The sequence below is a fragment of the Actinomycetes bacterium genome, from assembly GCA_036510875.1.
Lineage (GTDB): Bacteria > Actinomycetota > Actinomycetes > Prado026 > Prado026 > DATCDE01.
The window spans coordinates 1-7,585 of the sequence record DATCDE010000070.1 but is presented as its reverse complement, the minus strand read 5'-3'; the positions used below and the strand labels follow the sequence as shown (position 1 = coordinate 7,585).

Annotated in this window: 7 protein-coding genes; 3 read left to right on the top strand and 4 right to left on the bottom strand. The window is 68.9% G+C overall.

The window, feature by feature from the left end; all coding sequences use genetic code 11:
• The first annotated feature begins 445 nt into the window (after nt 1-445).
• Nucleotides 446-1,630: a serine hydrolase domain-containing protein gene (locus VIM19_03710; GenBank protein HEY5184013.1), complete on the top strand. Its 1,185-nt coding sequence runs from the start codon at nt 446-448 to the stop codon at nt 1,628-1,630.
• A gap of 127 nt (nt 1,631-1,757) precedes the next feature.
• Here VIM19_03710 and VIM19_03705 read toward each other — a convergent pair whose 3' ends face one another.
• Complete coding sequence (locus VIM19_03705; GenBank protein ID HEY5184012.1) at nt 1,758-1,982, bottom strand: hypothetical protein; 225 nt, start codon at nt 1,980-1,982, stop codon at nt 1,758-1,760.
• A 356-nt stretch (nt 1,983-2,338) separates the two neighbouring features.
• Between VIM19_03705 and VIM19_03700 the strand changes: the two genes are divergently transcribed.
• Entirely contained in the window at nt 2,339-3,094 is a 756-nt protein-coding gene (locus VIM19_03700) for a hypothetical protein (GenBank protein HEY5184011.1), read from the top strand.
• Nucleotides 3,095-3,665: 571 nt separating this feature from the next.
• On the opposite strand, the gene VIM19_03695 is transcribed toward VIM19_03700, so the two are convergent.
• Together VIM19_03695 and VIM19_03690 are read right to left on the bottom strand one after the other, a co-directional pair.
• Nucleotides 3,666-3,830: a hypothetical protein gene (locus VIM19_03695; protein ID HEY5184010.1), complete on the bottom strand. Its 165-nt coding sequence runs from the start codon at nt 3,828-3,830 to the stop codon at nt 3,666-3,668.
• 229 nt (nt 3,831-4,059) lie between these two features.
• Nucleotides 4,060-4,857, bottom strand: a complete 798-nt coding sequence (locus tag VIM19_03690) for a hypothetical protein (protein ID HEY5184009.1) — start codon at nt 4,855-4,857, stop codon at nt 4,060-4,062.
• 881 nt (nt 4,858-5,738) lie between these two features.
• On the opposite strand from VIM19_03690, the gene VIM19_03685 reads away from it, so the two are divergent.
• Nucleotides 5,739-6,128: a hypothetical protein gene (locus VIM19_03685; GenBank protein ID HEY5184008.1), complete on the top strand. Its 390-nt coding sequence runs from the start codon at nt 5,739-5,741 to the stop codon at nt 6,126-6,128.
• Nucleotides 6,129-6,289: 161 nt separating this feature from the next.
• Here the strand turns inward: VIM19_03685 and VIM19_03680 are convergent, their stop codons facing one another.
• Nucleotides 6,290-7,378 carry an IS630 family transposase gene (locus VIM19_03680; protein HEY5184007.1) on the bottom strand — a complete coding sequence of 363 codons (1,089 nt, stop codon included), beginning with the start codon at nt 7,376-7,378 and terminating at the stop codon, nt 6,290-6,292.
• Nucleotides 7,379-7,585 lie beyond the last annotated feature (207 nt).

Sequence of the window (7,585 nt, the reverse complement as noted above, 5' to 3'; positions counted from 1 at the left end):
TGTCGTGGTCGTCCAGCCGGACGCGCGGATGCGCCGCATCATGGGCACCAACACGATGGTGGCCGCGAAGCGGCCGCCGGTGGCACTCGCGGCACGCGACTTCGCTGGAGCCGTGTTAGGAGAACAGGCACCATGGCTTGGTCACTGAACTGATGCCTGACCCCACCACACCGCCCCCTGCCCGAAGAACCTGGTCAGGCTCCAGTCAACGTGTGCCAGACGGGTGCGTCCGCACCGCACTGGATCGGCACGGCGGTGCGGCTCGGTTCACGGTGCCCTGGGGGCCTCTGCATCGACGCGGAGGCGAGCTCAGTTTTCGGCTGAACGATCTGGGGCCTTCTTCCTCTGTCGGGGTTGGGGTGGTCCGGACCAGGTTGGTAGCGAGGTGAGGGTCATGACGACGTCACGTCACCGCTTGCTGGGCATCTCAGGACTTGGAGCAGCGATGGCAGTGATGATGGCGCTGGGCGGCTGTGGTGGCTCGACCACCGGGGCTTCGGTCCCCGCGACGAGTTCGTCGACGGCTCACCCGACGTCCAGCCCGTCGTGGCCGGAGCCGGTGAACGCGGCCCTGCCGAAGTCGACGGCGGACCAGTTGCAGGCGCAGCTGGCCAGCTACATCGCGGAGAAGCACCTCGTCGGGCTCTCGGCTGCTGTAGAGACGCCGAAGGGCAGCTGGGCGGGTGCTGTCGGCGTCGACGGCGCGGGCAAGACCATCCGTGCGGACTCGGCGCTGGCGATCGCCAGCACCACGAAGACGTTCGTCGCAGCGGAGATCCTGCTGCTGTCCCAGGAGGGGAAGATCAAGCTCGACGCCCCGGTCACTGACTACGTGACCCTGCCGTTCGACTCGAAGGGAGCGACCATCCGGCAGCTGGCGACCATGACCGCCGCTTTCCCCGCACCCTCAGAGGAGACGGTCATCCGCCCCAAGGTGGCCGCTGACCTGACGAAGGTGTGGACCTGCGCCGACCTCCTCGACCTTGTTGAGCCCAATACACCCCGCGTGGGCAGCCTGGGTGGGCCAGCCGCGTACAACGGGCTCAACTACCACGTGCTGGGCATGGTGATCGAGAAGGTCACCGGCCAGCCGCTCGCGAGCGTCCTCCGCACGGACTTGCTCACCCCGGCCGGGCTGGACCGGATCTGGACCCAAGCCGGCGAGAAGCCCGAGGCGCCGCAGCCGCCGCTGGCAATGCCGGTCGACGACACCACCTACCCCGTCGCCGACGCCACGAGTGGCTACCTGCCATCGATCGCGGCAGCGACCAGCGCCTGCGCCGGCGCCGACATGGCCGCCGACGCACCCAGCCTGGCGCGCTGGGGCTACCTGCTCTACGGCGGACATGTCATCGACAACAGCCTGGTGACGATCATGACCACGCCGAACCCGAAGGGCGGAGACGAAACGGCCGGCCCGTACGGGTTCGGAACCATGATCGGTGATGACAACGGCGACCCGATGTGGGGCCACGCCGGCAACTACAACCAGTACACCTCGATCCTGCTGGTCTGGCCCAAGACCTCGACAGCGGTCTCGGTGCTCGTCCCCGTCACCGGAGGACCGGACAGCGACGTCCGGGGCGACCTCGCCTACGAACTCAACCAGACCGTGCAGAACACGACGTGAATCGATCTGCGCCACACGCCGAACCCGCTTGATTGCAGCGCACTCACTGCTGGCTCTCGCGCTCCACGTCACGTGCCCTTCAAGGGCACGTCGGGGCGACCCTGAAGGCGGAGCCTCGGCGGCCCAGTTACTCGGTTTCGCTGATGATCCGGCTCAGCAGTGTTGCGGCTAGCTCGTTGCCTTCGTCGACGAGGCGGTTGAGCGCGTCAACATCGCCATGTGCGGCAGCCACCTCCGCAAGGCGGTCCGCAGCCACCTCGTTGTCCGCGTCGATCAGGTAGTCCAGCGTGTCAACGTCGCCGCGTCCGGCGGCCGACTCGGCGAGCCGATCGGCCGCCTCGTCGTTCCCCACGTCAATGAGGTGCTCAACTCGTCGACGTCACCGCGCTCGGCGGCCAGGACTGCCAGCCGATCGGCGGCCTCCACGTTGCCATCCTCTGCGAGTCGGCGAAGAGCGGCGAGGTCGGTGCCAGTCATGGTTCGACGGTACGCCTGACGACGCCGGGCTACAGGCGAGCCGGCGACCTAATGCCGGGTCGACGCGCATTGGAACGGCATCACATCAGCGCGGTCGGGGCGCCGCCGGCCACCGGGCTGTGTGGTGGCGACGTTGGCCTCTGTCGCGGGCTGGGCTTGCACGTGAGGCTGCGAGCAGCCGCCCAGGGCGGCAGGGCCTGGGCATCTCCTCGGCGGGGGGAGTTGAGGGTCGTGACCGCGATGAAGCCGTCCGTTCCTGAATCGAGCCGACGGCGGTTGTTCCTGCGGTGGTCGGTGCCGTTGTTCGCGGTCGCCGTGCTGGTGGCCGCGTGTGGTGGCTCAGCCGGCACGTCGGGGTCCGGCGCCGGGCCGTCCAGCAGTCCCTCGCTGTCCGGCGAGCCGGTGGATCTAGTGTTCATTAGTGACTCCAGCGGCTGGCAGGTCGCCAACATCTACGCACAACGCGCGCAGAAGGCGTTGGGGCGGCCGGTGCGGGTCACCGACTGGGCCATCGGTGGCCTGTCGTTGGACCAGGCCCTGGCCCAGGTGAAGGGCGACCCGAGCAAGGTCGCCAACGCGGAGATCATCGTGGTGGGCTCGATCGGCCCGACTCCGGGGGGAGGAACTGGATCCGACTTCGAGAAGTGCGTCGTCCCGACCACGCAGCCGGACCAACAACCTCCCAAGACGTACACCGTCGCCGACTGGGCGACCTACCAGGCCGACCTCGGCTCGCTGTACGCCGAGATCTGGAACCTGCGTCAAGGCGCCCCCACGATCCTGCGGGCGCTGGATCGGTACAACCCAGTGATCAGCGACTGGCAGGCCGGCGGGATCCAGAAGGAGTGCACCGCGGGCTTCGCTGCCATGAACGGCGCCATCAAGGCGGCAGCCCAAGCCAACAGGGCGACGTTCGCGTCGGCTGAGGACGCACTCAACGGACTCGGACACCACCCAGGATCCGCGGGCGCAAGGCTACATCGCTGACGACGGGGTTCACTGCCTGGCCAAGGGTGCGGCCCTCATCACCGACACGCTGGCCGCCGCCGGGTTCGAACTGAACACGAAGCCCGCGCAGTAGCAGCAGGACCCCCGAGAGCATCGGGCTCCGCAACGATCAGCCGGACGCCCTATGACACGCCTCCATCAGCACCACGGCGCTTACCTAGTGCTGCCGGATCGAGCACCACGGGATGCGCCCTGCACCGGCGCTTCTTGATCGGGGCAACGACAGCTGGGGTGTACGGAGGTCCGAAGGGCCGTTGTCCTCTGCTGCTCACGGGTTGATCGGCGCGACGCTGATCCGGAGCGAACGACGGTGGCCGCGCTGGCCCGGTGAGGAGGTCGGGGACGGTGAGTCTGAGTGATCAGGAGAAGGCGGCTGTGTTCGCTCGGGTCGCCCCGGACGTCCTCGAGCAGGGCGTGCGGCCGATCAGCCGCCCAGCCGGGTGCAGCGGTGGGCTCACAGCGCGGGGCTAGTGGTGGCTTTGGTGGCGGCGCTGCTGGGGCTGGCTGGGCTGGGTGGCTGGCTGTACGTCGACCATCACCAAACGCCCAGTCAGCAGGCAGCCACCGGGGTGACCACGGCGTGGTTAGACGCGATGAATGCGCGTGACTTGGCGGCGCTGGAGCAGACGACCACCGGGAACTGGTCGTGGCAGTCGAGCGGGCCGCACGGTAGCTCGGCCCCTTCACCGGCCAGCAGCTGGAGAGCCTGATCCAAGCCGACTTCAACGTCAGGTTCCGCATCGACCCACGCGACCGCCCGGCCGTATCGAACGACACCCAGGTCGCGGTGGCAGCCCTGGTGACCGGCAGCACCGACAGCCGCGGCGTGCTGCTGTTCAACCTGAAGGAGAACCACGGCGAGCTGAAGATCGCCCAGGTGATCTGGCTGCCGTCCCGCTGAGCCGCGGCGGCCTCCACCGGGTCGGGACGCGGCCTTGGAGCGGTCACCAGGGAAGGCCGGGTGGGACGTGGTGCAGGACCCCGTCGGCGGTGGTGATCCACACCGAGTCGTCCGGGTCGGCGGCCAGGACGCTCTCGGGGATGACGTTGGCCGCTGCGGGGACCTTGGACCAGCTGGTTCCGTCGAAGCGGTACAGGGCAGGAGCATCGGCGGTCGGGGCCTCCCAGGGGGCTTGGTGCATCACCACCCAGAGGATTCCGTTCCTGGCGACCATCGACGTCGGGGCTCCGGGCGGCAGCCCGGTGGTGAAGGTGGTCCAGGCCGTGCCGTCGAACCGGGCCAGCGACTGCGCGCTGCTCTGGGACGCGCCGAGGTGCGCACTGACCTGCTCGACGTCGACCAGCCAGGCCCACACCGGGCCCTGGGGGTCGGCGGTGACGAGCAGGGGGCGGGCGTCCTTGGTGCCGCCAAGCGGTCGCGCCGTCGTCCAGGTCGCCCCGTCGAAGCGTTGCTGGCACCGGGCGGCCAGGTCGAAGATCGAGTCGTCGAGGCCGCCGGTCCACACCGTCCCGTCGGCGGCCATCACCAGCGTCGGCGACCAGCAGGACGGCCCGGGCACGCGGGTGACGGTGCCGTTGTAGCGCAGCAGGCTCCCCGGTGCCCATCCCCATGGGTCTTGTGAGTCCAGTTGCGCCCAGATCACTCCGTCGGGACCGACCATCGGGCTGTTGATGGTGGTCACGGTCCAGCCGTTGGGCCACTCGACGCTGCGCCAGGCCCCGCCCTGCTGGGTCAGCAGCGACCCCGCCACGGAGATCCACGGCTGCCCGTCTGGTGCCACCGTCAGTTGGCTACCTTCAATTGGCCAAGCGGTGTCGGATGCGGCCGGGAACGGATACCAGGTGCCCGCACTCCCGACCGTTCCGTGCCACAGGCCACGGCGCTGATCGCCGGTCCGTTCGTCCGCCGCGGCCCACGCCTGGCCGGTCTTCGTGACTACGAGCGCGCTGACCGCGTAGTCGTCGAGGTTCGCATGCCTGACCTCGACGATCGACAGCGGGACACTGAGCCCGGCCGTGAGATCCAGCCCGGACGGCGATGCAGACCCCGATGACTGGGTACCTGACGCAGACGGAGATGGGGACGGGCCACTGGTACAGGCCGCGACGAGTAACAACGTGATGACCGCCAGCAGGACCCAAGGCAGAGTCGCCCAACAGCAGATCGCCATAGGTGCGGGCGGATCAGCCTTCGAGGTGACAGGGCCCTGGGCCTGCATCGCCACCACCCCCAACGCGGCGGACCAATGGACCCGACCCGGAGGGCCAGATGAACCGATCCGTCACTCACCACGCTAGGCACGCAACCGGCGGCGTCGAAGAGGCTCAAGGCCCGAGCGTGCCCGCCAGGACCATGTCCCCTACCGACCCCCAGCGTGTCGTCGGTAGACCAGTCCTCAAAGCGAGGAGCCTTTGCTTCGAGACGACGAGAGCGAGGGCGTCATCGACCCCCTGGGGGCACCCGATGAGCACGTTCGCACCAGAGGAGAACCCTTACCGGCGTTGGGACGGCCACCAATGGTGGGCCTGGGACGGTCAGGCGTGGCAACCGGAGCACACACCCGCCGGAGTCCCCGATCCCTGTCCGGGGACTCCGTCAGGACCAGACCCCGCAGGATCAACCGGCCAAGGAGCTCCGGCTGCTCACCCAGGTGGTTCCGAAGTGGCGTCGCCGTTCGAGACCGTGTCGCCGTACGTGTCCGTCACCTCGCCGCCGAAGCACCGGCACGTCGGAGTGTGGATCGTCGCAGCCTTCGCCGCCCTGATCCTGGTGGTCACACTCGTGGCCCTCGCCGTCGCCGCCGGTCTTCGTGGGACAACCCCGAACACCGACGGCACCGGCTTCAACGACCCCGCCACCTTGGCGCAGAGCATCAAGGACAAGACCAACGCATCGACCGGAGGCGCGGCTGGCGCGCTCGTGGACGTGACCTGCGTCCCCCTCGACGCCCCCCGCCAGTTCCTGTGCCGCACCATCGACACCAACGGCACCACCTACTTCGTCACCGCCACCGTCTCACCGGACGGCACCAGCTGGATCACCGGCAGTTGAACCTTAGCTTGACCAGGCCTAGGCCCGAGGACGCCGACGGCGACCACTTGCCCGTTGCGCAGCGGCGACAACGCCGCCAGGTCCGTACCACCACCCCGGTGGGGCCACCCTGCACCAACTCCGCCACTCCGACCTTGGTCTGCACGCGGCACACGAGGCAGCTAGTGTCCTGCGCCGGGAATCCGTTGAAGATATGGGTTTAGCCGTTCGAGGATCTCGTCGGCGGTCTTGGTCCAGACGAACGGGCGTGGGTTGTCGTTCCAGGTGTCGATCCAGGCCCGGATGTCTTTCTCCAGCGCCTGCAGGGACCTGTGGGTGCCGCGGCGCAGCTGCTGGTCGGTGAGCAGCCCGAACCAGCGCTCGACCTGATTGAGCCAGGAGGAGCTGGGGGTGAAGTGCAGGTGGAAGCGGGGGTGCGTGGCCAGCCAGCTGGTGACGGCCGGGGTCTTGTGGGTGGACAGGTTGTCGCAGATCAGATGGACGTCGAGTTCGGCGGGCACCTGCGCGTCGATCTTGGTCAGGAACTTCGTGAACTCCACCGCCCGGTGGCCGCGGTGCAGCGAGCCGATGACCTGCCCGCTGGACACGTCCAGCGCGGCGAACAAGGTCGTCACGCCGGAGCGTGCGTCGTCGTGGGTTCGGCGCTCGGGCAGGCCCGGCATCATCGGCAGCACGGGACAGGACCGGTCCAGGGCCTGGATCCCGGTCTTCTCGTCCACGCACAGCACCAGCGCCCGTTCCGGCGGGTCCAGGTAGAGCCCGACGACGTCGCGGACCTTCTCGATGAACAGCGGGTCGGTGCTCAGCTCGACGGTGTCGACCAGGTGCGGCTTGAGGCTGAACGCCCGCCAGATCCTTCCGATCGTGGAACGCGACAACCCGGTCTCGGCGGCCATCGAGGCCCGCGACCAGTGCGTGGCGTCCTTCGGGGTGCGCTCCAGCGTCGCGACGATGACCGCCTCGACCTGCTCGTCGCTGATACTGCGCGGCCCGCCCGGGCGCGGCTCGTCGACCAGGCCGTCCAGCCGCTTCGCGACGAACCGCGACCGCCACTTGCCCACCGTCGCCGGCGTGCACCCCAGCCCGGCGGCAACAGTCGTGTTGTCCGCCCCGGCTGCGCACGCCAGCACGATCCTCGACCGCAACGCTACCGACTGGGCCGCCTTCGCCCGCCGCGACCACCGCAGCAGCTGCTCGCGCTCGTCCCCGGTCAACACCAACTCGGCCTTCGGCCGCCCCGTCCTCGCCACCCACCCATCCTAGGACTTACAGCAAGGACTCCCGGCGCAGAACACTAGGGGCCACCCACCCCCCAACGGCGCCTCGGTGGCGTTGTCGGACGGGGCCCCGGGAGTTGGTTATTGCCAGCGGAAGAAGCGGGCGGACAGGGCGGTGGCGATGATGAGGATGGCGCTGAGCACGGCGACGTCGAGACGAAGGCTGGCCCAGGGCGCGTC

Excerpts from the sequence above, each read along its gene's own strand:
- VIM19_03710 (HEY5184013.1), top strand. The coding sequence starts at position 446 with ATGGCAGTGATGATGGCGCTGGGCGGCTGTGGTGGCTCGACCACCGGG.